The sequence below is a fragment of the Neiella marina genome, assembly GCF_002165625.1.
GTDB lineage: Bacteria > Pseudomonadota > Gammaproteobacteria > Enterobacterales > Neiellaceae > Neiella > Neiella marina.
Genome location: NZ_NGNS01000007.1, coordinates 1 through 26845, shown reverse-complemented (window position 1 = coordinate 26845; position 26845 = coordinate 1). Strand labels below are relative to the sequence as shown.

Annotated in this window: 24 protein-coding genes; 12 read left to right on the top strand and 12 right to left on the bottom strand. The window is 48.3% G+C overall.

Annotated features, from left to right (window positions below; genetic code table 11):
* Positions 1-647 precede the first annotated feature (647 nt).
* The 4 genes from bioD to bioB are packed head-to-tail and all read right to left on the bottom strand — an operon-like array spanning position 648 to position 4328.
* Complete coding sequence (gene bioD / locus CBE68_RS07925) at positions 648-1334, bottom strand: dethiobiotin synthase (protein ID WP_087505546.1); 687 nt, start codon at positions 1332-1334, stop codon at positions 648-650.
* Positions 1331-2101 carry a malonyl-ACP O-methyltransferase BioC gene (gene bioC / locus CBE68_RS07920; RefSeq protein ID WP_087505545.1) on the bottom strand — a complete coding sequence of 257 codons (771 nt, stop codon included), beginning with the start codon at positions 2099-2101 and terminating at the stop codon, positions 1331-1333. Before bioC ends, bioD begins: the two co-directional genes overlap by 4 nt.
* Positions 2098-3270, bottom strand: a complete 1173-nt coding sequence (locus CBE68_RS07915) for an aminotransferase class I/II-fold pyridoxal phosphate-dependent enzyme (RefSeq protein WP_087505544.1) — start codon at positions 3268-3270, stop codon at positions 2098-2100. The genes bioC and CBE68_RS07915 overlap by 4 nt, the downstream gene beginning before the upstream one ends.
* Positions 3270-4328, bottom strand: a complete 1059-nt coding sequence (gene bioB / locus CBE68_RS07910; RefSeq protein WP_087505543.1) for a biotin synthase BioB — start codon at positions 4326-4328, stop codon at positions 3270-3272. The genes CBE68_RS07915 and bioB overlap by 1 nt, the downstream gene beginning before the upstream one ends.
* 107 nt (positions 4329-4435) lie before the next feature.
* Here bioB and bioA point away from each other — a divergent pair, with 107 nt between their 5' ends.
* The 4 genes from bioA to CBE68_RS07890 all read left to right on the top strand — a co-directional run bounded on the left by bioA (position 4436) and on the right by CBE68_RS07890 (position 12964).
* Positions 4436-5737, top strand: coding sequence for an adenosylmethionine--8-amino-7-oxononanoate transaminase (bioA, locus tag CBE68_RS07905; RefSeq protein ID WP_087505653.1), 1302 nt, complete (start codon positions 4436-4438; stop codon positions 5735-5737).
* 146 nt (positions 5738-5883) lie between these two features.
* Positions 5884-6324: a SusF/SusE family outer membrane protein gene (locus CBE68_RS07900; RefSeq protein WP_087505542.1), complete on the top strand. Its 441-nt coding sequence runs from the start codon at positions 5884-5886 to the stop codon at positions 6322-6324.
* 540 nt (positions 6325-6864) lie between these two features.
* Complete coding sequence (gltB, locus tag CBE68_RS07895) at positions 6865-11463, top strand: glutamate synthase large subunit (protein ID WP_087505541.1); 4599 nt, start codon at positions 6865-6867, stop codon at positions 11461-11463.
* A gap of 13 nt (positions 11464-11476) precedes the next feature.
* Complete coding sequence (locus CBE68_RS07890; RefSeq protein WP_087505540.1) at positions 11477-12964, top strand: glutamate synthase subunit beta; 1488 nt, start codon at positions 11477-11479, stop codon at positions 12962-12964.
* Between the two features lie 77 nt (positions 12965-13041).
* Here CBE68_RS07890 and CBE68_RS07885 read toward each other — a convergent pair whose 3' ends face one another.
* On the bottom strand, positions 13042-13587 hold the full coding sequence (locus tag CBE68_RS07885; protein ID WP_087505539.1) for an HNH endonuclease: 546 nt from the start codon (positions 13585-13587) through the stop codon (positions 13042-13044).
* 451 nt (positions 13588-14038) lie between these two features.
* On the opposite strand from CBE68_RS07885, the gene CBE68_RS07880 reads away from it, so the two are divergent.
* The 6 genes from CBE68_RS07880 to CBE68_RS07855 all read left to right on the top strand — a co-directional run bounded on the left by CBE68_RS07880 (position 14039) and on the right by CBE68_RS07855 (position 18729).
* Positions 14039-14533, top strand: coding sequence for an FKBP-type peptidyl-prolyl cis-trans isomerase (locus CBE68_RS07880; protein WP_087505538.1), 495 nt, complete (start codon positions 14039-14041; stop codon positions 14531-14533).
* A gap of 143 nt (positions 14534-14676) precedes the next feature.
* On the top strand, positions 14677-15657 hold the full coding sequence (locus tag CBE68_RS07875; protein ID WP_143824511.1) for an ABC transporter substrate-binding protein: 981 nt from the start codon (positions 14677-14679) through the stop codon (positions 15655-15657).
* Positions 15658-15765: 108 nt separating this feature from the next.
* On the top strand, positions 15766-15936 hold the full coding sequence (locus CBE68_RS07870; protein WP_087505536.1) for a ribbon-helix-helix protein, CopG family: 171 nt from the start codon (positions 15766-15768) through the stop codon (positions 15934-15936).
* Positions 15933-17489 carry a CHAD domain-containing protein gene (locus tag CBE68_RS07865; RefSeq protein WP_087505535.1) on the top strand — a complete coding sequence of 519 codons (1557 nt, stop codon included), beginning with the start codon at positions 15933-15935 and terminating at the stop codon, positions 17487-17489. Before CBE68_RS07870 ends, CBE68_RS07865 begins: the two co-directional genes overlap by 4 nt.
* Before the next feature lie 3 nt (positions 17490-17492).
* Positions 17493-18236 (top strand): ParA family protein, encoded by a 744-nt coding sequence (locus CBE68_RS07860; protein WP_087505534.1) that lies wholly within the window; start codon positions 17493-17495, stop codon positions 18234-18236.
* Positions 18237-18249: 13 nt separating this feature from the next.
* A complete protein-coding gene (locus tag CBE68_RS07855) occupies positions 18250-18729 on the top strand; it encodes a CYTH domain-containing protein (RefSeq protein WP_087505533.1) in 480 nt (159 codons plus the stop codon).
* Between the two features lie 79 nt (positions 18730-18808).
* On the opposite strand, the gene CBE68_RS07850 is transcribed toward CBE68_RS07855, so the two are convergent.
* Positions 18809-20767, bottom strand: a complete 1959-nt coding sequence (locus CBE68_RS07850; protein WP_087505532.1) for an OPT family oligopeptide transporter — start codon at positions 20765-20767, stop codon at positions 18809-18811.
* Between the two features lie 114 nt (positions 20768-20881).
* Positions 20882-21850 carry a tRNA dihydrouridine(16) synthase DusC gene (gene dusC / locus CBE68_RS07845; RefSeq protein WP_087505531.1) on the bottom strand — a complete coding sequence of 323 codons (969 nt, stop codon included), beginning with the start codon at positions 21848-21850 and terminating at the stop codon, positions 20882-20884.
* Positions 21851-22057: 207 nt separating this feature from the next.
* Here dusC and dsbB point away from each other — a divergent pair, with 207 nt between their 5' ends.
* Positions 22058-22579, top strand: coding sequence for a disulfide bond formation protein DsbB (dsbB, locus tag CBE68_RS07840; protein ID WP_087505530.1), 522 nt, complete (start codon positions 22058-22060; stop codon positions 22577-22579).
* A 17-nt stretch (positions 22580-22596) separates the two neighbouring features.
* Here the strand turns inward: dsbB and CBE68_RS07835 are convergent, their stop codons facing one another.
* From CBE68_RS07835 to rnd, 5 genes are all read right to left on the bottom strand, one after another.
* The gene (locus tag CBE68_RS07835) at positions 22597-22971 is read right to left on the bottom strand and encodes a hypothetical protein (RefSeq protein WP_143824510.1); all 375 of its coding nucleotides are present in this window, start codon (positions 22969-22971) and stop codon (positions 22597-22599) included.
* Positions 22972-23023: 52 nt separating this feature from the next.
* Positions 23024-23479 (bottom strand): YcgN family cysteine cluster protein, encoded by a 456-nt coding sequence (locus CBE68_RS07830; RefSeq protein WP_087505528.1) that lies wholly within the window; start codon positions 23477-23479, stop codon positions 23024-23026.
* A gap of 25 nt (positions 23480-23504) precedes the next feature.
* Entirely contained in the window at positions 23505-24503 is a 999-nt protein-coding gene (locus tag CBE68_RS07825) for a lytic murein transglycosylase (protein ID WP_087505527.1), read from the bottom strand.
* Between the two features lie 11 nt (positions 24504-24514).
* Positions 24515-24793, bottom strand: a complete 279-nt coding sequence (locus CBE68_RS07820) for a YcgL domain-containing protein (RefSeq protein WP_087505526.1) — start codon at positions 24791-24793, stop codon at positions 24515-24517.
* Between the two features lie 110 nt (positions 24794-24903).
* The gene (gene rnd, locus CBE68_RS07815; RefSeq protein ID WP_143824509.1) at positions 24904-26031 is read right to left on the bottom strand and encodes a ribonuclease D; all 1128 of its coding nucleotides are present in this window, start codon (positions 26029-26031) and stop codon (positions 24904-24906) included.
* A 212-nt stretch (positions 26032-26243) separates the two neighbouring features.
* Here rnd and CBE68_RS07810 point away from each other — a divergent pair, with 212 nt between their 5' ends.
* Positions 26244-26684 carry an Rrf2 family transcriptional regulator gene (locus CBE68_RS07810; protein ID WP_087505524.1) on the top strand — a complete coding sequence of 147 codons (441 nt, stop codon included), beginning with the start codon at positions 26244-26246 and terminating at the stop codon, positions 26682-26684.
* Positions 26685-26845 lie beyond the last annotated feature (161 nt).

Genomic DNA, 26845 nt, shown 5'->3' with positions numbered 1-26845 from the left:
AACCAATCAAACAGAAAAACAAAATAATAACAGAGCTATTTGGACTTACCAATATTGGTAATACGGACAAACAATCGAAAAATACTTCGAAATTCTAATTAATTAACGTAGGGTTTAAGAATGGTTTGGCCTGACAACCCGTATGCCCAGATAAAACAAGGGGCTTAATGAAAAATGAAAGCAGCGAACGTTTACAACGAGAAGCCAACAACTAGCCAATTGGGATGACCAAACATCATCAATCAATCCCCTCAATAGCAGCAGGACCAAACACAGTTGCACATTGGTTTGGCAAATTTTTGTTATCAATCGCTAATATTTTTCATTGGTTGTTAGCAAATTTATACATGGTGAATTTTGACGTGTTCGAGCTATCAGTCGGAACAAAGTGAGTGACCATTAATCTTTGTTTTTACTGGGTTTAAATGAATTTACAGTGGCTTTTGCAAAGTAGCTTGGGAAGGGTTTACGAAAGCAAAAATCCAGCATTGCTCACAAAAAATCGAACGCAACTTACCAAAATATATTTTATGGTAAGTTTGTGACATTAACCCCAGTTCCAAAGTGCTTACCCATCTGACTGACCAATATTCAATCTAACGCACAAGCTATGCGGCAAGTTATAACACTTATATTGGTCTTACAGGTTAGGGGTTGATTAGGCCTTTAGCGATGTATGGCCAAATGTTACTTGCCGATGGCTCGTCGAGGTAAGGAACAATTCCTAAGCAAGGCGCAGGAAGCAAGGTGTTGAGCGACGCGATGTTTTCATCCCTCATCGACATGGTTGGATCAATGGTGTTACCTACCCAACCAACAATATGGCAGTCGTCTTGACTGATCGCCTCAACCGTCAATAGCGCATGATTTAAGCAGCCCAACTTAAGGCCGACCACTAAAATGACAGGCCAACCGCGTTGCGATGGCCATTGAGCCAAGGTATCGCCACTGAGATTGAGCGGAAGCCGCCAACCGCCTGCCCCTTCGACCAATTGAACGTCAGTAGGGTGCTGGCCATTGAGTTGGCAAAAGTGTTGGTCTATCGCCTTCAAGTCAATGTTTTGTTGATCTTGTTGGGCGGCAATATGGGGGGCAATTGGTGCCGCAAAGCATACTGGATTGATGTCGCTGCTGGTAACTTCGACTGAACTGTTCGTCGCCAAAGCGACGGCATCATCGTTAATCAATACGCCATCATGATAGTTCGCACCGGCAGCAATAGGTTTGTAACCAAGGCATGACTTACCATTCGCTTGAAGGCCATAGAGAATGGCACTAGTAATCGCTGTTTTACCAGCATCTGTATCTGTAGCCGTGACAAATATAGTGGTCATTTGCTAACCACCCCATAATAAATCTGATAGGTCAGTGGCAGCCCTTCATCGGTCCGATAGTTTTCATAAGCATCATGAAATTTCTGCCATAGGTGGCGACCAATCAAACCCTTGCGCTTGGCGCCAATTACGGTGTTGGCCCCAACGTCACGAATGGAACTAAACAGGGTTCTAATATCCGGATACCAAAAGGTGTGGGGACGAACCACGCCAATAGCTTTGTGCAACTTAGCTTGCCTAACCGATTGCTCAAGGCTGGCAACGCTGGCAAATCGATTGACGTGATCATAGTCATCGACTTTGAGCCAAGACTTTTTCAACTGCCACAAAGAGCCCTCCATCACACAGCTGAATACCAAGCTGCCGCCGGGTTTAAGTACTCGTTGCGCCTCTTCAAACACCGAATTCAAATCACTAACCCACTGCAATGCCAGAGAGCTAAAAATCAAGTCAACCGAACTGTCGGTAAATGGCAGGTACTGCGCATCACCTTGCACGGCAACGACTTTGTCACTCGCCAAACGGCACTGCTGCAACATCGCAGGGCTCAGGTCAACGGCAAATAGTTGCTCGGAAACGGATGCCAATGCTGGCGCAAAACTACCCGGGCCACAGCCGAGATCAATGGCAACCTGAGCCTTGCGTACAGGGTTGTAAGCGAGCAAGTTGCGACCAACTTGCTGTTGCACCGTAGCGGCCTTATGGTAGCGTTTTGAGGCACGAGAAAACTGTCGTGCTACGGAGGGTTTAACCTCAATTACTGTCATTCAATGTGCTCCTGCATGCGCCCCATCTCTTCATTTAGGGTCGCAACACAATTCTCAATATCGCGTTCAGTGTGACTCGCACTAATAGTCAGCCGTAACCGTTCTTGCCCAGCTTTTACTGTTGGCGCGCGGATAGCGCCAACAGCAAAGCCGCGTTGGCGCATGTACTCGGCAGTGCTCACAACAGTGTCATTGCCAGGCAAGAGTACCGGTTGAATTGCCGTATTTGATGGCAATAGCGGCAAATTAGCTTGCTGCGCGAGCTTTTTAAACAGCCCGATCCGGTGCTTTAGGGTCGCCACCAATTCAGGTTCATTTGTTAGTCGGTTTAATGCGGCACTTGCAGCTGCAGCCATCGCTGGTGGCATTGCCGTGGTGTAAACATAGTGGCGACAAAACTGAGTGAGATACTCAATGATATCCTTATCGCCAGCTATCATCGCGCCACCCACGCCAAGGGCTTTGCCAAAGGTCGCCATGTAGACATCAATATTTGGCTCAATGCTAGTCGCCCCCAAGCCCTGATCACCAATGACACCGAGTCCGTGGGCATCATCGACCATAAACATGGCTTCATGGCGCTGGCTTCGTTGAGCCAACTCATTCAATGGTGCTTGATCACCATCCATCGAAAACACTGATTCAGTAACCAGCAGTTTGGCTTCAGCCTGGCGCTGAAGTTGCTGTTCAGCGCTGGTCAAATCGTTATGGCGATACCGCACACTATCAGCCCGACAATGAAGTCCGGCATCAATCAGCGATGCATGATTCAGTTTGTCCTGAATCAACAAGTCGCCAGACTTCATCAAAGCGGTAATGACACCTTGGTTGGCAGCAAATCCTGAGCCAAACAACATCACTCGCTGCATGCCAGTGATATCAGCAAGTTGCTCGCATAAATGCTGATGCAACTGATGATAGCCGGTGATTAAGGCTGAACCACCGCTACCGACGCCATACTGATCAGCTGCCTTCACAAAGGCTTGCCGAACAATCGCATCGTTCGCTAGGCCCAGGTAATCGTTACTGGCAAAATTAATCAGTGTCGTGCCATTACTATGACTCAGCAGCCGGCCATGACCTGAGGTACGAGCAACTTGCTGACGCCAACGCCCTTGTTGCCGTTGGTGCTGCAAACCAGCAGTGATACGTTGACTTAATTTGTTCATTAAGTGGTTGCGTCGTAGAACATGCCTTGGGTTTGTTTGTCTTTAACCGCCTGCTCAATCGCGTACTGCTCTACCTCATCGCTATAGCCTTTGGACATTTCAGAATTGATACCCAAGCGGCGGAACAGTGCCCGATCGGCATCTTCATCCGGGTTGTCTGTGGTTAGCAATTTACAGCCATAAAACACACTATTGGCGCCGGCAAGAAAACACATTGCTTGCATTTGGTCGTTCATCTCTTCTCGGCCGGCACTCAAGCGGACATAAGATTTGGGCATCATGATCCGCGCCACCGCAATAGTGCGAATAAACTCAAATGGATCCAGGTCTTCTTGATCTGCCAACGGCGTGCCCTCAACTTTTACCAACATGTTAATCGGCACACTCTCTGGGTGTTGGTCGAGGTTGGCCAATGTCATCAACAAGCCAGAGCGATCATTAGCATTTTCACCCAATCCAACGATGCCACCTGAACAAACATTCATGCCAGCGGCACGGACATTGTCTAAGGTGTTGAGGCGATCTTCATAGGTACGAGTGCTAATGATTTCACCGTAAAATTCAGGTGAGGTATCGAGATTGTGGTTGTAGTAATCCAATCCTGCGTCGGCCAACGCTTGGGCTTGATCTTTAGTCAGCATGCCTAACGTCATACAGGTTTCCAAACCCATGTCCTTAACGCCCTCAATCATTTTAATGATGTAAGGCATGTCTCTATCTTTTGGGTTGCGCCAAGCGGCTCCCATGCAAAAGCGCTCACTACCAGACTGTTTAGCCTCGGCAGCTTTTTCTAACACATCTTGCACTTCCATGAGCTTTTGGGTTTCGAGGTCGGTGTTGTAACGGGCGCTTTGTGGGCAATAGCTACAATCTTCAGGGCAAGCGCCAGTTTTAATTGATAACAAGGTACTAACTTGCACAGCATTGGCATCGAAGTGTTGTCGATGAACAGCCTGAGCCTGAAACAACAAATCATTAAATGGCATTTGAAACAAAGCGTTAACTTCATCCAGCGTCCAGTTGTGGCGGACAGAACCGAGCGAATCATTAAACGACATGAAACCTTCCTTTCTATTTGCAAAGCGCTTATCTGGCCGCTAGTCTAGCGCCAACCCTATCGCAGTCAACGACAACATATTTGATTATGTTGACTACTGGTTTATTTATGAGCAAATCATTACACCAAGATAACAAGTTGGTCGATACTAACTTTGATCGAAACCATGTCTGGCACCCCTATTCGTCAGCAAATCCAATAAATGATAACTATGCCGTTAAATCCGCCGCGGGCTGCGAAATTGAATTGACAAACGGCAAGCGTCTTATCGATGGCATGGCCAGCTGGTGGAGCGCCATTCACGGTTATCAGGTTAAAGAAATTAACCAAGCAATTCGCAATCAAATCGAGTCTATGAGCCATGTCATGTTCGGTGGCCTCACGCACCAGCCCGCAACTGAGTTGTGTCGTAAATTGATTGAGCTAACGTCGCAACCGCTACAGCGAGTTTTTCTGTCTGACTCTGGTTCTGTCAGTGTCGAAGTGGCGATGAAGATGGCGTTACAGTATTGGCACGGCAATCGTAAACCGCAAAAATCTCGGTTTATCACCGTTCGCAATGGCTACCATGGCGACACTTTTGGCGCCATGTCAGTCTGCGATCCAGTCAACGGCATGCACAGCCTGTTTCGTGACGTACTGCCGCAGGCAATGTTCTTACCGGCACCGCCTGCAGGATTTGATATGCCGCTCGATAACAGCTGGCAACATGAAGTGGCGCAGGCCTTTGAACTGCATTCCGATAGCCTGGCGGCATTTATTATCGAGCCGGTGGTACAAGGCGCTGGCGGCATGCGCTTTTACAATCCTGAGTATCTGACCTTCATTCGCCAATTGTGTGATGAACACGAGGTGTTGCTGATTGCTGATGAAATTGCCACTGGCTTCGGTCGCACCGGTAAATTATTCGCCGTCGAGCATGCCATGATTTGCCCAGATATTATGTGCCTTGGTAAAGCATTGACCGGCGGCACCTTGTCACTGGCGGCAACACTTTGCACCGATGATGTCGCCGAAACAGTGTGCCAATCGGCCGCAGGTGTGTTTATGCACGGGCCGACATTTATGGGGAATCCGCTGGCCTGTGCCATTGCCAACGCCAGTATTGATCTACTGTTAGCATCCCCCTGGCAACAGCGCGTTAAGCACATTGAGCAAGGGCTTAAAAGGGGTTTAGCACCGTGTGCCAAGTCAGACCAAGTGGCCGACGTCAGGGTGCTCGGCGCAATTGGTGTAATCGAAATGAAGCAAGCGATCGATGTTGCCGCATTGCAGTCGCGAGTGATCGCAAATGGCGCCTGGATCCGACCGTTCGGTAAACTGGCTTATGTCATGCCGCCGTTCATTATCAATGAACAACAACTCAATTCACTGACCAAGGCGATCTGTCAGGCTGTGGGACCGGTTTAATTGCATTCAACGGTCAATCGGCTTGCAAATATGCGCAGGCCGTCAACCTTCTGCAACTAATCCTTTGTTATAAAACACATGGCTAGGTACCGATACACGGCTAAGTATCGGTCTGAAACAACAAACAATTCCACAAGGAAAAGGCTATGTACAAAAAAATTCTGGTGGCCGCTCTGGCTGCATCAGCACTCATTTCTGGTTGCTCTTCTACTGGCGACGGCGGCAGTGGCGCAGCGAAACCGCTCAGCGACTACTTCTTTGTTCGCGGTGATTTTAATGGCTGGAATGCCGATCCAAAGCATAAAGTACAGCCTACGGACAAAGACAGCGTCTACATGGCAACTGTGTCTCTTTCAGCAGGCGACACGCTCGGCTTTAAGTTTGCCGATGATCTTTGGTCTTCAGGTTCAAACTGCGGCTACAACAAGAGTGAAGACGAAACGATCGTGCTAGGTAAGCCCGTTCAAGTAAACTGCAATTCGTCATACTCAAACTTCGTTATCAAAGTTGAGAAGACCGGTGCTTACAACTTCTACATTGATGACTCGAAAAAGCCGCGTGAAGTTTGGGTCGAACTAGCAAAATAGCAATAAAACCCATGTTTGAATTACTAAGGTCGCCACTTGGCGGCCTTTTTCGTCAACCTAAACCTCGTTAAACGAGCCACTTCAGCAATCGTCACAAAATCAATGCTTAGCTGGTTAAATTGCAATCTTATGCATTGAAACGTTAACACAGTGTCATCAAGGTAAATCGACATCTGGCGCGATTGAACGAATGTGATCTCGCCCGCACCTTAGATCTAGCTCAACTAAGGGTGTTTTTTTACTTGTCGTCCCAGTGAAAATCTGGTCTTGTACGCTACTCACTAAAAAACGCATAAATATTCACATCTAGTTCGTTAAACACGAGCATTAAAGTAAAAAATGTGCATAATATGCGGCTGAATTGAACACGGCAGCTAGAAATAAACAAATAAGCCGTGATTTGAGATTGGATTTTATAAATATTCATTGATGTTGCTGGCCGAGCCTACCTCAAGAGCGTTTGCGCGCGCCCAGCATGATGAATTTTGGAAAGTAACTGCTCCACTATTGCGCTGGAGCAAATAACAGACGGGAACCAATATGACCCAACATAACGTTTCATCTGACGGCCTTTATCGCCCGGATTTTGAACACGATGCTTGTGGCATCGGCTTTGTTGCCAACTTAAAGGGCCAAAAGTCCCACGACATTATCGAAAACGCGTTGACCATGCTGACCTGCATGGAGCACCGCGGTGGTACTGGCTATGACGTTGCTTCTGGTGACGGTGCCGGTATTCTGATTCAAATTCCACACGACTTCCTAGTCAAAGAAGTAGCCAAACAAGGCATTACCTTGCCAGCATTCGGTGACTACGGTGTGGGTATGATGTTCTTCCCGCAAGACCAAAAAATGGCCGCTCAATGCCGCAGCGTGTTTGAAGACAGCGCCAAAAAACTGGGTCTTGAAGTTGCCGGTTACCGTCATGTACCAGGCGACAACTCTGGCTTGGGTCAGGCTTCTAAAGAAACAGAGCCTCGCATCGAGCAGGCTATCCTAATTAAGCCAAATGAGCTCAACCAAAAAGAATTCCAACGTAAACTGTTTGTTCTGCGTAAATACACAGCTCACTTGATTAACTCGACGATTGCTCGTGAAAAAGACGAGTTCTACATCGCGTCGCTGTCGAACAAGACTGTTGTCTACAAAGGTCAGTTCACCACAGCGCAAGTTCGCGAATACTACTTAGATTTGCAAAACGACGAAGTAACATCTGCCCTAGCAATGTTCCATTCGCGTTTCTCCACCAACACCTTCCCTGCTTGGCGCCGTGCTCAGCCGTTCCGCTTTATGTCACACAACGGTGAGATCAACACGGTAAAAGGTAACGTCAACTGGATGGCAGCGCGCGAAGCGTTGTTTGAATCAGTCGCCTTCTCAAAAGAAGAATTGGCGATGCTGTATCCAGTGTGTAACCGAGACAACTCAGACTCAGCTAACCTCGACATGACAGTTGAGCTGCTGGTCATGAGTGGCCGCCCGCTAGCACAAGTAATGATGATGCTGGTACCAGAAGCTTGGCAAACTCAGGAAAACATGGATGCAGTTAAGCGCGCATTCTATGAGTACTACGCCTGCATTATGGAGCCATGGGATGGTCCTGCTTCGGTTTCTTTCACTGACGGTGAAGTCATCGGCGCCACTCTTGACCGTAACGGCCTGCGTCCATCGCGTTACTTAGTCACTAAAGACGACATGGTCGTGATGGGTTCTGAAACTGGCACCTTATGTGTTGACCCAGCCTCTGTCGTGAAAAAAGGTCGTCTCCAGCCAGGTAAAATCTTCATTGCCGACTTAAAAGAAGGTCGCATCATTGCTGATGATGAAGTAAAGGCCGACATTTGTTCTCGCCAGCCTTATGGCGAATGGCTCAAAGACAACAAAGTTGTTCTCGACGATTTGCCAACGCCAAGCACTGTTGAGCAGCAGCCTGCGCTGTTGCCTCTGCGCATGCGCCAAAAAGCTGCGGGCTATACCCACGAAGATCTGAACGTGATCTTGGCGCAAATGGTAAGCACCGCCAAAGAACCTTTGGGTGCAATGGGTGCCGATAACCCATTGGCTGTTCTGTCTGATCGCCCACAGCATCTATCAAACTACTTCAAGCAGTTGTTCGCACAGGTCACCAACCCACCTATCGATCCGATTCGTGAAGAGATGGTAATGTCACTGCGCACTTACGTAGGTGCCAACAAAAACCTGCTGTCTGAAACACCTGAGCACTGCCACAAGATTGAAATCAAACAGCCTGTTCTGTCGAACGAACAGCTGATGAAGCTCAAGCATGTTGACCACAACCACATGCAAGCGAAAACTCTCGATGCGCTGTTCAACGCTTCTGGTGAAGCGGGCGAAATGGAAAAAGCACTCGATAAGCTTTGCCGTTATGCCAAAGATGCAGTCAACGATGGTTACAGCATTTTGATTTTGAGTGACCGCAATGCCAACACAGACCACGCTGCGATCCCATCGCTGCTGGCTACGGCTGCCGTTCACCACTACCTGATTAAGAATGGCCTGCGCGCTAAAGCGGATATTGTTGTTGAAGCTGCAGACGTACGTGAAACGCACCACTTCGCCACTTTGATTGGCTACGGTGCTTCTGCGGTTAACCCGTACTTAGCCATCGAAACCTTGAATGAAATGCGCAGCGAAGGTGTGATTGATCCAGAACTGAGTGATTCTCAAGTTCTTGCCAAGTACATCAAAGCGGTTGGTTCTGGCTTGCTGAAAATCTTCTCGAAGATGGGTATTTCTACCTTGCAATCATACCAAGGTGCACAAATTTTCGAAGCCTTGGGTGTCAACTCTAAGGTCATCAAGCAATACTTCACCGGCACTGTCAGCCGTATTGAAGGCATTGGCTTGGATGAAATTGCTGCTGAAGCACTGAAAACACATCGCGAGGGCTACCCAGCGAAAAACCGCATCGCCATTGACGATGTACTGGCAACTGGCGGTGAATACGCTTGGCGTCACGATGGTGAGCGTCACCTGTTCAACCCAACGACCATTCGCTTGTTGCAACACTCAACTGCTGATAACAACTACGAGCAGTTCAAAGAGTACGCCAAAGAAGTTGATGATCAGTCATCAGAAGCGTTCACGCTACGTGGCTTGCTGAACATTAAGTCGGATCGTCCGGCAATCGACATCAGCGAAGTTGAGCCAGCAGAGAACATTTTTAAGCGTTTCGCTACCGGTGCCATGTCATTTGGTTCGATTTCTTGGGAAGCTCACACCACCCTAGCAATCGCCATGAACCGCATCGGCGCTAAGTCCAACTCAGGTGAAGGTGGTGAAGACCCAATTCGCTTTAAGCCAATGGACAATGGCGACAGCATGAAGTCGCGCATTAAGCAGGTTGCATCTGGTCGCTTCGGTGTGACCTCGCACTACTTGGCTAATGCTGACGAAATCCAAATTAAGATGGCTCAGGGCGCCAAGCCTGGTGAAGGTGGTCAGCTGCCAGGTCACAAGGTTGATGCTTGGATTGGCCGTACCCGTGGTTCGACTCCGGGCGTTGGTTTGATTTCACCACCGCCACACCACGATATCTACTCAATCGAAGATTTGGCTCAGCTGATCTACGATTTGAAAAACGCTAACCGAGATGCTCGTATCAACGTTAAGTTGGTATCTGAAGCTGGCGTTGGCACCATTGCAGCCGGTGTCTGTAAAGGTTATGCCGATGTCGTCCTGATTGCCGGTTATGACGGTGGTACAGGTGCATCGCCATTGAGCTCAATCAAGCACGCAGGTCTGCCATGGGAGCTGGGTCTGGCAGAAACTCATCAGACACTGGTGAAGAACCGTCTGCGTAGCCGTATTACAGTTCAGGCCGATGGTCAGATGAAGACCCCACGTGACCTTGCTGTCGCTACCCTCCTGGGTGCCGAGGAATGGGGTATTGCCACCGCAGCCTTGATTGTTGAAGGTTGTACCATGATGCGTAAGTGTCACTTGAACACTTGCCCAGTAGGTATTGCCACACAGAATAAAGAGCTGCGTGAGCGCTATGCCGGTAAGGTTGAACACGTGGTGAACTTCTTCACCATGATGGTTCAAGGCCTGCGTGAAATCATGGCCGAGCTTGGCTTCAAGAGTATCGACGAAATGGTTGGTCAGACTCAGTGTCTGGATATCCGCCAAGATGTTGATCACTGGAAATTCAAGCACGTTGATCTAAAACCTCTGCTGCACAAAGAAGATGCCGCTGAAGGCGAAACGCTATACAACAGCACTGAGCAGAAACACCTGATCCACGATATCGTTGATCGCAAGCTCATCGAACAAGCACAAGCCGCACTTGAGAATGGCGAACGTGTTGAGATTGAAATGCCAATCATCAACACCGACCGCTCTGTGGGTACCATGATTTCTAACGAAGTCAGCAAGAAATACGGCGCCGAAGGTCTGCCATACGACACCATTAGCGTCAAATTCAACGGCTCTGCCGGTCAGAGTTTTGGTACGTTTGCCGCTGCCGGCGTGCGTTTTGAACTTGAGGGCGATGCCAATGACTACTTCGGTAAGGGCTTATCGGGCGCGGAGTTGGTGGTATACCCGCCAAAAGTCTCTCCGTTCGAGCCACGCAAAAACATCCTGATTGGTAACGTTGCCTTCTTCGGCGGCACCTCAGGTGAAGCATTCATTAACGGTATCGCCGGTGAGCGTTTCTGTGTTCGTAACTCTGGCGTAACCGCTGTTGTTGAAGGTGTTGGTGACCACGGTTGTGAATACATGACTGGCGGTAAAGCCATTATCTTGGGTGAAACAGGCCGTAACTTCGCAGCGGGTATGAGTGGCGGTGAAGCGTATGTTCTAGATGTGAACGGCGATTTCGCTAGCAAGTGCAACATGGAAATGGTGCAACTTGAAAAGCTCGAAGATGCTGATGACATCGCTAGCCTCAAAGCGCTGATTGAAAAACACCAGCAGCACACTGGTTCAGCAGTCGCAGCCGAGCTATTGGCTGATTGGGATGCTGCTATCGCTAAATTCGTTAAAGTCATGCCGGTCGATTACAAGCAGATGCAAGAGTACATGAAACAAGCTCGCGCAACTGGCAAGTATGAAACTGACAATGACATCGCCGCTGCTGCATTTGATATGCACATGGCTAACTTAGCGAAGTAAGGAGGAGCGAATAATGGGTAATCCAACTGGATTTTTGAAAGTAGACCGCGCTCTGCCTGCAGATCGCGATCCAGCTGAGCGTTTGATTGACTGGTGTGAAGTTCACGAGCACATGCTCGAAGATGACATCAAGCAGCAAGCCTCACGTTGTATGGACTGTGGTGTGCCTTTCTGTCAAAGCGGTAACAGCCGCTTTGCCCCTAAGGTCGCTGGCTGTCCGGTGAACAACTTGATCCCCGAGTGGAACGACTTGATTTACCATGGCCGTTGGAAAGAAGCGATCCAGCGCCTGCACAAAACCAACAACTTCCCAGAGTTTACCGGCCGTGTCTGCCCTGCTCCATGTGAAGGCTCTTGTGTATTAGGTATTAATGCGCCACCGGTAACCATCAAGCATCACGAATACGCCATCATCGAGCGTGCATTTGAAGAAGGCTGGGTGGTTGCCGAGCCTCCTGCAGCGCGCACCGGTAAGAAAATTGCGATTGTCGGCTCTGGCCCTGCCGGTTTGGCGGCTGCCGCTCAGCTCAACAAAGCCGGTCACTTGGTCACTGTCTATGAGCGTGCAGACCGCATTGGTGGCTTGTTGATGTACGGCATTCCAAACATGAAGTTGGAAAAGCACATCATTGATCGTCGCATCGATATTCTAAAAAAAGAAGGCATTACCTTCGTTACCAACACTGAGATTGGCAAAGACATTCCAGCCAAGCAGTTGCAGGACGAGTTTGATGCAGTTGTTCTCGCTACTGGCGCCACTAAACCACGTGACTTGCCAGTTGAAGGCCGCGAGTTGAACGGCGTTCACTTCGCCATGGAATTCCTCGGCAAAAACACCAAGTCGTTACTGGATTCACAGCACAAAGACGGTGACTTCATTAATGCCGAAGGCAAGAATGTAGTGATCATCGGTGGTGGTGATACCGGTACAGACTGTGTTGGCACCTCATTGCGCCACAAGTGTAAGCATGTCGTTCAACTTGAAATCATGCCGAAGCCTGTTGATGAGCGCGCCGCCAGCAACCCTTGGCCAGAGTGGCCTAAGACATTGTTGGTTGATTATGGTCAATCAGAAGCCATTGCCATCCAAGGCGATGACCCACGTCATTACCAAGTAATGACCAAGAAGATTGAAGGTGATGAAAACGGCAACGTCAAAGCTGTGCACACTGTTGATATCACTTGGGGCACCAACGATGCAGGCCAATTCGTACCAAACGAAGTGGCAGGCTCGGAAAAAGTTCTGGAAGCTGACTTAGTCTTCCTGGCAATGGGCTTTACTGGCCCTGAAGCAGAGATCCTAGAACAACTGAGCATTGAACAAGACGGCCGCAGCAATGCCAAAGCCGACTACGACAAGTTCAACACCAATGTTGAAGGTGTATTCGCTTGTGGTGATGCCCGCCGTGGTCAAAGCCTGATTGTTTGGGCCATCGATGAAGGCCGCCGCGCCGCACGTGAAGTGGATGCCTTTTTGATGGGTGAAAGCTACTTGCCTTAATGACAGTTAACTGTCAGTTAACTGAATTGGAAAGCCGCTCGATGAGCGGCTTTTTTATGTGTGATTTTGGCGACTTACTACTTCACAAAGGCTTCGTCTAATTGTTTATATAGCATCAATGATTTGTCAGATTCGGTTTTGATGTTTTCATATAAACTATTCGCGATTACCCTAATGGCGTGCTTTTCGTTGGGGTTTAGTGATGGATAGTCATACTGCTTAAAGTTCCACAGTATTTTTTGTTTCCTTTCTTCAAACCTGTCCTGTTCTCCCCTTGCTTCACACACTATCCGAAGGTGCTGTTGCCAATCGGCATAAGATTTATCCGGCAATCTTTCTCGTTTGTTGCAAGCTTTGCAGCAAGGAACGATGTTTCCAGGGTGGTGTAAACCGTATTCAGCCCTATTAAACATAAACACATGTTCAATCTGCAGTTTTTCAGATTTGTCTCCGCAATATGCACAGCAAGAATTAAAGTCGTCATCTCTAATCTTCAGCCAAATCGCTTTTCCTTTGCCGCTTCCTGTGTTGAACGAATGACCAAGATAGTATTCACCGACTTTGGTTAAAAATGCTCTTACTGCAGTATTTGCTGAGTCTGAAGAGGTGTTGTAGACAGCCATGAATCCTTTCTCTTGCTAAGCATAAAGTTAAAAATAATGAGGCATAATAACCTACTGTTTCTACATTAATTTCATTATGCCTATCATTACTTAGTTTTTCGCCCTGACGGAGACTTACTTTTCTTTGCGTACACAAAGAAAAGCTAAGCAAAAGAAAGTGTGCTCCAAATTGGCATCCAATCCTCCAACCTCTGGCGCTTTCGAGCGCGAGCAACGCACTTATTCCTTACAGGAAGGGCCGAAGGCCGAGAACGTCGGGATGGTTTGGGGTTCTTAAGGCCCTTTTGGCGGCAAAGGGTCTTAAGCTGCCGCCGGTCAGCACCGGCACGTCGATAAAGCCAATTCGAGCTAAAAATGCCAAACTGGATACCAAGATAACCAATGACACCGTGATGCGACATAAGCTACCCTGCTGGCATCAAAACACAGCAAAACCACTCCATCAGAAATCATGAAAAACGTCATCGCTAAAATAGTCCCAGTAGCAGCAGCCCTCACCCTTACTGCCTGCAGCAAACCCGTATCTGAAGAAGAAATTCAAGGCAACTTGAAAGTGTCTGAGCGATGGTTGTCGCACAATCAACAACAGCCAGATGTTGCGATAACGCCTGAAGGCCTTCAATACAAAGTGATTGAATCAACAGGCGGTTGTGCTATTGATAGTCAACAACCAGTGACCGTGCACTATGAAGGCCGCTTATCGGTTGATAATCAAGTATTCGATAGCAGCTATCTTCGCGATGAGCCATCGACCTTCTCTTTAGGTGGCGTGATCAAAGGTTGGCAAATCGGCGTGCCGATGATGAAATTGGGAGAAAAGTGGGAATTTTATATTCCGCCAAACCTTGCCTATGGCACCAAAGGTAGCGGGCGCGTGATCGGCCCCAATATGGCGTTGACCTTTACTGTTGAGTTACTCGGCGCAGAGTGTTTAGCAACCGAGTAGCTTCATATCTGCAGTTGAGATAATGCCAAACCAAACAGGTTTGGCATTTTTACAATGCCCTCAAGCCAATGCCTTGTCGCATTCTTGAACCAGCAACTAATCTAAATCGTATTGACCTAAAAAGGACTAACAAAGGCAATACTGTGCATCAAATTCGTTGGTTCATCGCCACATTACTAGTTGTGCTCTCCAGCCCCACGTTGGCGGCAAATGTGCTGGTCATTGCCAGTTACGATGCCAACAATGAATGGAGCAATGAGTGTATTACTGGCATCAAGACCAAGCTTGGCAACAATCACCGCGTTGAAATTATTTACCTCGACACCAAGCAACTACCCAAAGAGCAACATCAGGCGGCGGCAGACAAAGCCTGGCAGACATTTGTAAGCCAAAAGCCGGATATTGTGCTGCTCGGCGATGACAATGCCGTTGGTTTACTCGCGCGTCGTGTTGTCGCGACCAACACACCTTTGGTGCTTTATGGCGTCAATGATAACCCGCGCATGTATTTTGATAACGTGCAGCTGCCCACCGGTGTTGTTGGGGTGTTAGAACGACGATTGTTTACCCCACTGATTCGGTTGATCCACCAAATGGTGCCGCTCAAACACCAGCGTATTTTGGTTATGTTTGATGACAGCACGACCACCGCTGCCTACATTGGTAACGCCCTAAGAGGTAACACCACATTGCGTCTCGGAGCGTTGCAAGCAGAAGTCAAACCCATCGCTAGCTACCAAGAATGGCAATACACCATTCGTAATGCTGCGAAGCAATACGATGCAATTGTCATGGAGAATTGGTACACCCTAAGAGATGTTGCCAGTGGCAATGTGGTACCAGAAGATGAGGTATTAGATTGGAGCGGCCGTAACAGCACCTTGCCGATATTTAGTACTGCTCGCTATGCAGTAGCACCAATGCGTGCAGTTGGCGCAATCACTATCAGTGGTATCGAACATGGCGAAATGGCTGGCCAAGCAGCGCTCGACATCTTGGCGCAAAAAACGACCGAACCACTGATTATCACCGAATCCGATTTGTACTACTTCAATCAACTTGCTCTCGAGCGTTTTGGCCTTACCTTGCCTGCAGAAACAGCCGAGATAGCGAACTTCAATTAATCGTTCGACAACCGATCCGTTTCACAGAACGACTGTTCACATATTGATCAATTTATTCACTCCATCCATCATGATGTAATGACGTCATTATTTCATTAAGTCACTTTTATGGCGAAAGATAAGCAAAGTAAAGACGGTAAAAAAAATACCTCGTTAAGGCTCGACAGCAAAACCCTCAAAGCGCTCAAGATAAAAGCCATCGAAGAGGATTCGTCGGTGCAAAAGATTGTTGAGCAACTGATTGAAAACTACCTCAACGACGACAAGAAAAAGAAATGATGAATCAATCTTCCGCACAGTTATTCCAAGTTGAGCAACTCAGCGCAATTGCTGACTTGACTAATTCACTGAGCAAGAAGCTGAAAAAGTATCAGTTGGTCTCTATGATTGACGACCAATCACAACCGATTGAACTGTTTGATTGCTTTGATCAGTCCGTTCGTCAGGCTCGCGGTTTACTTTACGTCAGTGGTAAGCAGCTGAACCTTATTGGAGAACACTGTGGCAAACGAACTCAACCAGTCGATAGCAGACCCGGGTTTGTTGCCGACTTGAATAGTGGTTCGGTGACAGCACAACTGAGTTGTGTTTCTCCACTGCGTAGCTTATTGGCTGTTGGTAAAGCGTTGCATATGCATGGTGTCATTAAGATGTTGGATAACAATGACAAGACCGTTGCTCGTATCGTTATCGATGGCTTTGGCGCGGCATCAAACCCACAACCGCTTTGGTTGGCCTACGTTACGACACAGCCGATCAGAGGTTACCACAAAGCTCACTTAGAGCTGCTGAGGGCACTGACTGAATCAAAGCTTACTCAAGCGGTACAGTCCATCGACACCGCTAAGATTTACCAAGCTGTTGGTATCGAAGATAGCGGTTATGATCGCAAGCCGACCATGCGCTTTGGTGCTGAGCAGGACGCATTGTCGGTGGCCAACCAAATCATTCGGACTTACATCGATATTGCGAGGGTCAATGAACCCGGTATTGTTGCCGATCATGACTCAGAATTTTTACATGACTACCGCGTATCGCTTCGCAAGGTCCGTTCGGTCATTAGTTTGTTCAAAGGCATCTATTCAGAGCAACATACCCAAGAATACAAGCTAGCCTTCTCGGAACACATGGCGCCAACCGGCCGATTGCGCGATTTGGATGTCTATTTACTTGAAAAAGAAAGTTACTTCCAACTAATACCCGAAAGCCTTCATGAAGGCCTTCACATCATGTTTGGCCAATTTGAGCAAGAACGCCAACAACAATTACTGATGCTACGCAAACGCTTTGCCAGCACTAGCTATCAGCAATCGCTCGAAGCGCTTGCCAGTCACTTTATTGAGCAGCCTGATGCTCAAGAAGGCCCTCTCGCCCATTTAGCTGCTAAGGCTTACGCCCAACAATTAGTTTGGAAGCGTTATCGCAAGGTTTGCAACATTGCTCGAGGCATTGACGCCAACACACCAGATGACGACGTCCATGAGCTGCGCATTCACTGCAAGAAACTGCGTTATCTAATGGAATTTTTCACGCCACTGTTCCCGCAAAAACGAATCAAGGCGCTGATTAAAACGCTCAAGGGATTGCAGGACAATTTGGGACTGTTTAACGACTATTCCGTCCAGCAAGAGAGCCTGCAAGCCTACTTGGCCAATCATGCCAATAAAGGCCGCAAACAAGATCTAATGATTGCGCAAAGTGTCGGCGCTTTGACCTCGGTATTAAACCAACGCCAACATCAAGAACGTGCCAAAGTGATGGCTAATTTCGCGGCCTTTGACAGTGACTTGACCCGCCAAGAATTCCGTCAGTTGTTTAAGGAAAAGGATTAACCAATGAAGATTATTGCCTGCTACAGCAACAAAGGCGGTGTTGGTAAGACCGCAACGTCGGTCAACCTGGCTCATGCCTTGGCGCTGGCCGGAAAAAGAACCTTACTATGCGACCTCGATCCGCAAGGCGCCTCTGGATTCTATTATCGCGTCAAGCCGTCAAAAAAACTTCAGCATGATGCCTTTTTCAAAGACGTCGATAAATTTACCAAATCAATCCGAGGCAGTGATTTTGAGCTATTGGATATTTTGCCTGCCAATATGACCTATCGTGATTTTGATATTTTTCTGTCGCGAATGAAGAACAGTCGCTCACGCCTGAAAAAGGCATTAAAAGCAGTTAAAAATGAATATGATGTGGTATTGCTCGACTGCCCACCTAACATTTCGACGTTATCAGAAAGCGTGTTCAAATCAGCCGATCATATTGTCGTCCCGGTGATACCGACGACTCTGACCGAGCGAACTTACGAACAGCTATTGCAGTTTTTCGATCGACATAAACTGGGTAAGAAAAAATTAATCCCGTTTTTCTCCATGGTGCAACGTCAGAAAAACCTACATACCGAAACCATGGAACGTATGCGTAAAAAATACAAAAAATCGTTTTTGAAAGCCTCCGTACCCTTCTCTACCGATGTAGAAAAAATGGGTATTCACCGCGCACCAGTACTCGACTTCGCCCGCAACCGGCCAGCAGCAAAAGCCTACTGCGCAATGTGGGATGAGTTACAGCAACGCATTTAGAGAGATATGCATCATGACCGAGAAACAAGAAGTTGAACGTAAATTTCTGGTCCAGCAGTTGCCCGATCTTGAGCAAGCGACCAAAGTCCGCATCCGTCAGGGGTACATCACTCAGACCGATGATTCGGTCGAGTTGCGACTGCGGCAAAAAGGTGACAATTATTTCCTCACCCTTAAATCGGGCGACGGTTTGGTGCGAAGCGAGAATGAAATCTCTATCAGCGCGCAACAATTTGACCAGTTGTGGCCCAACACATTGGGTCAGCGCATTGAAAAAGTTCGGTGGAAAGGCCAAATCAGCGAACAGCTGCAATTTGAACTCGATGTATTTGAAGGTTCATTGGCACCGCTTCAATTGGTTGAAGTTGAATTTTCCAGTGTTGCGCAAGCAGAAGGTTTTCAGGTCCCTGATTGGTTTGGCGATGACGTTACCCTGATCAAGGGTTACAAAAACAAAGCCCTAGCAACCCAAGGGATTCCATCGCTGCTTTAACCGCTGTTCAACAATAAAAAACCCGGCGCAATTGGCCGGGTCTCTTTCATTGCCTTTGGCATTAATTCAGCGTCGCTAATTAGGCTTTGCGAATGTTATTGAAGAACCAATAAATCAAGCAGGCAAACGCACATGCACCAACGATCATTGCGGTAACCTCGCCGCCTAGCCAGTCGGTACCAATACCCTCAGGTTTGCGGCTTTGAGCAAACGCAACTGCAGCAATACCAACACCAAGCAATCCTTCACCACCAACAAACCCAGAGCCTAACAACACGCCACGTTCGCGACGTTCTTCAAGTTGCTCTTTGTTCTTGGTGCGCTTTTCGAAGTAATGACGAATTAGACCACCGATGAAAATTGGGGTCATGGTTGCTACCGGCAAATAGACACCAACGGCAAAGGGCAATGATGGGATCTTAAACAATTCGCAAACAATAGCGATACCCGCACCAATGAACACCAATGTCCAAGGTAGGTTTTGGTCCAGCACACCGTCAATTACCAACTTCATCAGTGTTGCCTGCGGCGCCGGTAGTTCGCTGGAACCAAAACCAAAGGTTTCCGCTAACAGCAACACTGCCAAACAAACAAAAGTGGCCGACGTTAACACCCCTAACAGTTCGGCCATTTGCTGTTTCTTCGGCGTAGCGCCAAGCAAGTAGCCGCTTTTCAAGTCTTGTGATGTATCACCAGAAATCGATGCAGCAATGGCTACCACGCAACCAACAATGAGGGTTGCCGCCTTACCGGCGGTATCAGTCCAACCCATGGCGAGGAAAATGGTTGCTGTACCTAATAACGCGGCAATCGTCATGCCGCTCGTCGGATTGGATGTCACGCCAACCAAACCAACAATACGCGAAGCCACAGTGACGAAGAAGAAGGCAAACACAGTCACGCACAATGCTGCGACTAGGCGGGTACCCACCTCGCCGATTTGACCAAAGGCATCAGGGAACAGTGTCAGCACTGCAACAATCACCAATATCGCTACGCCGACAAATTTGAGCGGTAAGTCGCGCTGGGTACGAGGTACTTCTGCATTGGCGGCTGAGCCATCGCCTAAATGGCTAGCGCCGGCTTTGAACGATTCGAGCATCAGCGGAATGCTGCGAATCAGGGTAATAATACCAGCGGTGGCAACCGCGCCGGCACCAATGTAGCGCACGTAGCGGGTCCAAATTTGCGATGCTGACATGTCTTTAATCAGCATTTGCGTTTCCGGGAACAAAGGCGCAGTCAAGGAGTCGCCCCAATAGGCAATACCAGGAATAATGATGAGCGCAGATAGCAACCCGCCGCCCACCATAATGGCAGCAATACGAGGCCCAAGGATATAACCCACACCAAATAGCGCAGCTGACAAATCAATGCCAATGGACGCCTTTTTAATAAATGGCACATTGAACGACGCGTGTGATGGGATCACCTTGAGCCACGAAGTGAGGGCCTTAAATAGCGCTGCAACGCCCATGCCCCAAAAGATATATTTGGCTTTGTTGCCACCCAACTCATTGGCAACAAGTACTTCAGCACAGGCTGTCCCTTCTGGGTAGGGCAACTTACCGTGCTCCTTTTCAATCAAGTATTTGCGCAGAGGGATCATAAACAGAATCCCCAGCAAGCCACCGCACATGGCAAGCACTGTCATTTGCAGCAAACCGGGTGCGACTCCCCACATGAACAAAGCGGGCAAAGTAAATATAACGCCGCTCGCTACCGAGCTCGATGCTGAGCCTGTGGTCTGGGCAATGTTAGTCTCTAGAATGGTGCTTTTGACGCCGCCTTTGGCAAGAATTTTAAACACCGCCACGGCCATCACCGCAACGGGGATCGACGTGCTAATGGTGAGTCCGGCTCGCAACCCAAGGTATGCATTGGCAGCGCCAAAGATAATGCCAAACAGAATCCCTAAGCCGACGGCTTTAAAGGTGAATTCAGCCACAGTTTCCTGCGCTGGCACATAGCTTTGGTATTGCTCCCCCTCCTCCAGAGGTCGGTAAGCTTTGGCATCGAGGCCTTTTTTCTCTGTCACTGTGTATCCTGTCGGTAGTAGTTATGGTTTTTACGGTCTGTTGACCTTAGAGTTTGGCCTGATACTACCGGAACAGCGCGAGACTGAAAACATTCTCAGCGCCACTTCACTGAGCTAACGACAGAGCTGGGCAACAATCTCGTCGCTACGCTTTAAGCGGCGGATGTGTTTGAACAGTTCATCGGCTTGTTGGTATCGCTGTCGCAAGTAACTGAGCCATTGTTTAATTCGATTTGGATAATACAAGCCCTTGTCACCTTCCACTTCATAGTGCGAATAACGAACCAGTAGCGCTTGAACTTGTGACCAGCTCATCGGTGCTTCAATGCCGCGCACCACTTGTGCCAGATTGGGCAACGCCAACGCACCGCGGCCAAGCATTAAATGCTGACAAGCACTTGCGGCCATGCAGCGCTGAGCACTGTTGTGGTCAACAATGTCACCATTGGCGATGACTGGCATGTTCGCGCGCTGACAAATCTGCTTCAGTTCATGCCATTGGGCTGGCGGTTTGTAGCCTTGTACTTTAGTGCGAGCATGAACAACCAAGGATGATGCGCCAGCTTGATTGATGGCGTCGATGGTTTCATCCAACAGCGAGGTATCATCCCAACCTAAGCGCATCTTGGCACTGACCGCATGGGGTTGTGGTACCGCGGTTCGCACAGCCTTGATCACTCGATAAATTAGCTCAGGCTGTTTCAGCAACGATGCGCCACCGCGGCTTTTGTTGACCGCTTTGGCCGGACAACCAAAGTTCAGATCAACGCCAGCCGATCCGAGTTCAACGGCGGTGACTGCGTTTGCTGCCATGGCATCAGGTTCTTGCCCCAGCAGCTGAATGCGTACCGGCGTGCCACTACTGGTGACACCACCTTGATACAACTCCGGCGCAAAGCGATAAAACACCCGCTCTGGAAAACCATGATCAACAACCCGAATAAATTCAGTGACGCACAAATCATAGCCACCCAGTGCGGTCAACAAATCGCGCATCAAGTGGTCCATCACACCTTCCATCGGCGCCAAGATAAGTTGGCCGACTTCACTGGGCGATGGTGAATTGGTGGTTGTTTGGCTCATGCTTTTGTCACAGTTTGGCTTTTACTAGTAATCGGCGCTGCATTGTATGTCGCCGCGAGTGAAAGGCAAGTTAACTCGGTCCTAGGACGAGCGCTACTGAACCCTTGATAATGAATTGATCCGTTACAAATTTACCGCAGCAAGCGCTACCCGAATGTTTCATGAGTCGCTACAATCAGCGCCAGTCTTAATCCACAAGTAGTTCAAATGCGCGCATTATCTCAATTCGCAGAGACACGTTGGTCCTGGTTGTTACTGGCAGTGTCGGCGTTAGTTCTCGATTTGGTCGCTTTGTATTTTCAACACGTGATGTTGCTCGAGCCTTGCGTCAAATGTATCCACGAGCGTGTCGCTATGTTCGGCATTATGTTTGCCGGGATCATTGGCATGCTAAATCCGAAATCCATATACCTCAGAGTTGCAGGCTACGGCCTATGGTTGTATAGCGCTATCGAAGGCCTTCGTATTGCCATCTCTCATGTCAAATTGCAGTTTCCGAGCGATAACCCATTTATTGATAGCTGTGGCATGGACCCGGAATTCCCTAGTTGGGCACCACTTGATTACTGGTTACCTGAGATCTTTATGCCGCGTGGCATGTGTGATGAGGTGCAGTGGGAATTTCTTGGCTATACCATGCCGCAATGGCTGGTGGTCTGCTTCTCAGTTTACATCGCGATTTGGTTGGCTGTCGTTGCTAGCCGTTTGATAACTGTTCGCAGACCATAAACATCAATACGGCAGGCTTAGAAGCCTGCCATCAACCAAGCGGCAACATAAACCGGTGAAAACAGCAATGCCGCCACAACCATGCCAATGGCAAGCCCTTTCTGCCCTATCAACTGTTTGGAAAACTCGGTTTTAGGAGTATTTACAAACAATGGTAGAAAAGCTGCAGCTAAGGCCGCGGGTAGCCAGATTTGCCAAACCAGCGGTTTAAACGTTTGCTGGCCAACTGCTAAATCGTACATAGCAATAAAGCCGAAACCAATAAACAACAACGAGGCCAACTCTTCGCACAACACGGGCCAGCTGAATTTGTCCTGACCGGTGTAGATTCGATACCCTTTCCAACTGAAGCCAAACAGGGTGTAGCCACCGTAAAAAACCAGTAATGCCATCCATAGCATCATATTGTCCTTAATATTGTCCTTAAGTTCTATTCGTTGTTAGTTAATCCGAACAATCGGCAAGCGGCCAAATGACGATATGATCTTCTGGGTCGCCGCCGAGTGATTCATGAATGACTTTGCCCCGCACCGACTGCCCTGCTTTGTGCATGGCCGCTTTCGATCCGGTCAATAATGGGTGCCATTGAGGCAGATCTTTGCCTTCAGAGAGGCGCCGATAGGCGCATGTCGGCGGCAGCCAACCAAAGCTCTCCCGATGTTTTAAGCTAACCTTGACACAATCCGTTACCCGAGCGAATCGATGCTCGTAATCGGTACAGCGGCATTTTTTAGTGTCGAGTAAATCGCACGCTAGATTGGTGTAATACAGCTCTTCCGTTTCATCATCGATCAGTTTTGACAAACAGCACTTGGCACAGCCATCACACAAGGATTCCCATTGACTGTCCGACATGTCTTCTAAAGCGGTAGTGCGCCAAAACGCTTTATCTTTGGTCATTAAGCTAGCCTGCAGGAATCCAATGCTATTTAGCAAACACCGATGGGTAAGCAATTCGGTCAGACAAATAGCCAACCGAGGTAACAAAGTAGTACGAGCGATTCCACTTCATTAACACATCATAGTTGCCATAAGCCAAATAAGCGCGCCCTTGAGCATCGTCCGGCAGTACCAATGATGCTTTGATATCGCGAGTAGGTAGATTGCTCATATCGTAACGGCGCACACCAAGCTGTTGCCACTCAGCTAACGACTTTTTGATCTTTAAACCAGCTAACTCAGGGTCAAAGTCGGCAGGTAGTTTGACTTGTCGGCCCCAGGTTAAATCATCGTTCCAACCGGATTGGGCCAGATAGTTGGCAATCGAAGCAAATACGTCAGCTTGGGTACCCCAAATATCTTTGCGACCATCACCATCATGATCAACCGCGAAAGCTAAAAATGAACTTGGCATGAACTGAGTTTGTCCCATCGCCCCAGCCCATGAACCTTGAAACTGTGCTAGCTCAATATGGCCTTGATCGAGAATGGTTAGCGCAGCGATAAGCTCTTTGCGGAAAAATTCCTCTCGGCGGCCATCATAAGCCAAGGTTGCAAGCGCCGAGACTATGTCAAAGTTGCCAGTGTAGGTGCCAAAATTGGTTTCGTTACCCCACAACGCCACAATAAATCGCGGTTGTACGCCATATTGGTCGCCAATCTCTTTGAGCAGCGAATAATGTTGTTTATACAACTTACGGGCTTTATCAATCTTCCACTGTGGCACGCGTTTCGGTAAATAAGTGTCAAGCGTGACGCGCTTTTCTGGTTGGTTCCGGTCGAGCTTGACTGTGCGCTGAATAAACGTAGCGTCAGCGAATGCCTGGTCAATAGTTGCTGGCGAAACGCCTTGCGCTAAGGCTTGTTGTTTTACCTGTTGCAGGTATTGTTCGAAGCTTGGTTTGTCATCTGCAACCGCAACAGTGGCGATAACGGAGCAAGCACTCAACAGCACACAGCGAATCAGTTGTTTGATTGTCTTCATTGGCTATGCCCTTAGTCTTCCAAACCCAGCGACTGGCGGTGTTGTTCCAGCAGATTCGGCTCTGGCGGCGGCAGTTGCAAGTAGTAGCCGGTGTCGAGCAATTGTTGCTTTACTCTGTCGATATCAGCAATCGCCAGCTTTGACTGAGCAGCCAGATTTACCATCAAGGCAAACTGTGGTTTACCAAACGTCTCCAACAAAGCTTCTGGTACTTTGGAAAAATCATCACGCTTGGTGAGATACAGATAAGTTTGTTGCTTTTTGGGACTCTTGTAGATTGCTGTCAGCATAAAACAATGGCCTTGAATAAACTGTGTTGAACAAAACGAGTTGGACTATACCAAATTAGTAGGGCAATGAAAGTTAGCTGTTTGTTGCCAGACTAGGCTGGCATACCTCGTTAACTGGCTGTGTTATCTTGTAACCACTGCCGAATAGCGTCGGCACCGACGGTCGCTCGCCAGCTTTGCAACAGCACTGGCAAGTTACTTTCTTCGCAGCCCTGCCACTGCCACATCAACACTTCGTTAATCTGGCGCTTAGAAGCATAACTAGCAACAGGCACGCCAGCGTCATCAGCAAGTTGCTGACACAGCGTCATTAAGGATTTGCTGCGTGATTTATAGCTCGGGATATCAACGACCCGGTAAATGCGATCGGGCCAATCGCATTGATCAATTTGCTTGGCGTCAGCAATTAGTTTTAGCAACTTGCTGCCATGAATTCGCACTTCAATCGGCGACAACTCTTTGAGCTGCTTTAGGCGAGTCATCGAATCAGGCTGATACTTGGCTAATGCAACCAATGCCAGATCTTTAATGACAAAACTTAACGCCATATCTTTCGCTTCTGCTCGTTGATAACGCCAAGCAGCTAATTCACGCAACACTGCCAGTTGCTGAGGCGTCAATTGCCAGCCATTCTTAACATCCAAATAGCGCTTGGCCAAATCACGCTCTTTGCGCAAAGCTAAGCGAGCGCATTCACTTAAACAGGCGTCGTATAGACCTTTGTCTTTCAACTCAGCTATTAATGCTTGAGCCACTGGTATCAAATAGCGCACATCATCGGCAGCATATTGTAATTGCTCATCCGACAGTGGCCGTTTCAGCCAATTGGTTCTAGAGTGCGACTTATCCAATTCAACCTGGCAAACCCGTTCAACTAATGCAGCGAATCCCATACCGGCACCCCACCCCAGCATCGAGGCGGCCACTTGAGTATCAAGGATGTTGCCAAATTGGATCTGCCCTTCATGCCAGAGCAACTCGAGATCCTCGCCAAAGGCATGAAAGATGGTCAAAGGCGCTGGTTGTTGCAACCAAGCCCACAACGGCGATAAATCCTCCACGGCTAATGGATCAAGTAACCACGTTGTTGCACCATCGGAAACCTGCAACAAACCAAACTGCGGGAACAACGAACGCTCACGGACGAATTCAGTGTCGAGGTAACGGGCGGACGATTGCTGGCATTGCTCGATCATATCAAGCATCTGCTGTTGCGAGTTAACAACCTGGTAAGTCAAAGAAAAGCTCCGAGCGAGTCTGAAGTGGCGGGATCTTACAAATGTGCTGGCGATTGTACCAGCAAAAATCAGTATAAAGCGGTTACCACACTATCCTGTAACCATTTGAAACAAATAAACAGCCGAATAATAACCTATCCTTGCTGTCGATCAGGGTTTAGCGGTATAACTGACCTCATACTTGCCTTTTGGCCAATATACGCAAGGTATTTATGCAACTTACCAGTTTTACCGACTATGCCTTACGCACTTTGATGTATTTGGGACTACAACCGGACAACCACTTGGTTTCGGTCAACGAGGTTTGCGAGCAATTCAATATGCCGCGCAACCATGTAATTAAAGTTACCCAGCAATTATCACAGTTAAACTACATTACCTCAGTACGTGGCCGCCAAGGTGGCATCCGACTGAACTGTAACTTGGCTGAAGTGACCGTTGGCAAAGTGATTCGCGACTTCGAGAAGCGATTGAACCCTATCGATTGCACCGGCACCGAGTGCCCGGCTGCTGGTCAATGCAAACTACAATGTCTGTTAGCTAAGGCGCAGCGGGCGTTCTTAGCAGAGTTGGACAAAGTGTTCGTCAGCGAAGTGCTGAGCCGGCCCGATGCCCACAAACACTCTATCATTGAGCTTGCAAGCGCCAGTTGATGCGATTTTAATTAGCTACTAAACAGCTAGTTGACAGTAAAAAGCCACCTTAACTAGGCTGTCTCTTATACACAAATCCCCGCTAAGCAATTGGCGGGGATTTTTTTGAACTTTTTCCGTTAACTTCGATCTGATCTCCACACTACTTTTTGGGGAGTATC